The following is a 1,735-nucleotide window of genomic DNA, read 5'->3' on the forward strand; positions in this document are numbered from 1 at the left end:
GTTCCGGGGGCCGGGTGGAGGGTGATCGTGCCGCCGGAGGCGTCCACGAGGTGCCGGACGATGGGCAGGCCGAGGCCGGTGCCGTCGTGGTGGGAGTCGGAGGAGCGCCAGAACCGGTCGAAGGCGCGCCCGCGGTCGGCGTCGCTCATGCCGGGGCCCTGGTCGACGACGTGGGGTTTCGGAACCGGCGGGCCGCGGATGCTGTGGCAGGGCGGGGCCGATCGGCTTTTACTGGAAAGTGAGGATCACCGGGACAGGTGACCGAAGCGCTTCGCCAAGGCAGGAGGTCGTGCCATGGACCCGCCTCTGCGAGAGCGCGACCTGCCGCACCTCGTGGTCGACCGCCCAGGTCGGCTGCGCGGCCGGGTCTTCGTCCTCGACGACCAGCCGATGCTGGTCGGACGGGACTCCGACTGCCAGATCCAGGTGGGCGATCCGGGCGTCAGCCGACGGCACGCGGTGGTGTGGCGGGCCTCGGGGCGGACCACCGTCGAGGATCTCGCCTCCACCAACGGCACCATGCTGAACGGTCACCCGGTGCTCGGGCAGCAGGAGCTGCACTCGGGCGACGTGCTGGATTTCGGGCCCTTGGAGGTGCATTACGAAGAGCCGCGCCCCGCCGACCGGACCGTTCAGGCGCCGAAGCCCGGAGCCGGTCGTGCCCCGGGCGGCACCTCGGACACCATGCCGGGTTGGGGTCCCGCCCCTGATCGCGGGCCCAAACCCTACGGCGCTGCTGCGGCCGCAGGCCCGCCCCCCTCCTACCCGCCGGGCCACTCGACACCGCGCGAGGCGAACCCCACACCGCCGGGCGGCGAGCGGCGGTTCGACATCGGGGCACAGCAGGCGGACCGGCTGAGCAACATCGCCGGCAATCAGTACAACTACGTTCAGCAGGCGCAGCGCGAGAGCTTCTTCAAGGAGATCGCCGCGACCCGTACCAGGGCACGACGCCTGATCATGCTCGGCTTCCTGGTCTTTCTGGTGGGGATGGGGATCTACGGCTGGGTGATCATTCGATTCATTGCCGGGACCAACGACAGCATTTCGTCGGGGAGTTCAAACTTCGACTCCTCCCCGGAGCTGCTCGGACCGAAGGTGGCCGGGGTGCCGGTAGGGGCGATCGGGTTCGCGATGGCGGCCATCGGGTCGGTTCTGATGGTCATCGGGATCGTTCTGCACATCGTGACGACGTCCCGGCGCCGCCGCTTCGAGGTTGCCGAGCGGGAGGCGTCCTGGCGGCAGGGGTGAGGAGATGGGGAGCCATGGCCTTCAACATCGGCAACCAGCAGGGCGGCGTGGTCAACAACGTCGCCGGGAACCAGACCGTTCACGGTGGCCAGTCAGCCGAGTTCACGGCGGGCGGTCAGGAGGTGCGCGGCCTGGTCCGGGACCTGAGGGCGTCGATCGAGCAAACGCCGTTGCCGCCGGCAATCGAGCCCGAGGTTCGGGCCGAGCTGGACTCGCTGGACCATGAGGTGGCCCGGCCGGAGCCGGACCGGGAGGCAGTGGCGGGCCGACTCGGCCGGATCACCCGGCTGCTGTCCTCGGCGGGTGCGCTGGCCACGGCCGGCACTGCGCTGATCGGGCCGCTCGGAGCGCTGGCGGGCTGGCTCGGCGCGCTCGGCCAGCCGATCCTGCGGGCGATCGCGGGTTGACGGGAGAGGACTGACGGAGGGGGCTCAGCCCCGGATGCCGGACGAGTGGGCGGCTGCGCCGTGCCTGCCCACCCCCC

At 71.2% G+C, this 1,735-nt stretch carries 3 protein-coding genes; 2 read left to right on the forward strand and 1 reads right to left on the reverse strand.

The genetic code is table 11. The features are described from left to right. A partial coding sequence (locus EHS43_RS43900) for a HAMP domain-containing sensor histidine kinase (RefSeq protein ID WP_260471001.1) occupies positions 1-200 on the reverse strand: 200 nt, incomplete at its 3' end. Positions 201-333: 133 nt separating this feature from the next. On the opposite strand from EHS43_RS43900, the gene EHS43_RS43905 reads away from it, so the two are divergent. Continuing rightward, positions 334-1,251 (forward strand): FHA domain-containing protein, encoded by a 918-nt coding sequence (locus tag EHS43_RS43905; protein WP_185806668.1) that lies wholly within the window; start codon positions 334-336, stop codon positions 1,249-1,251. A gap of 14 nt (positions 1,252-1,265) precedes the next feature. Then, positions 1,266-1,658: a hypothetical protein gene (locus EHS43_RS43910; RefSeq protein WP_125195981.1), complete on the forward strand. Its 393-nt coding sequence runs from the start codon at positions 1,266-1,268 to the stop codon at positions 1,656-1,658. The last annotated feature ends 77 nt before the right edge of the window (positions 1,659-1,735 follow it).

This window comes from Streptomyces sp. RP5T (genome assembly GCF_003933965.1).
Classification (GTDB): domain Bacteria; phylum Actinomycetota; class Actinomycetes; order Streptomycetales; family Streptomycetaceae; genus Streptomyces.

Coding starts and splice junctions, on each gene's coding strand:
- EHS43_RS43910 (WP_125195981.1), top strand. CDS start 1,266: ATGGCCTTCAACATCGGCAACCAGCAGGGCGGCGTGGTCAACAACGTC.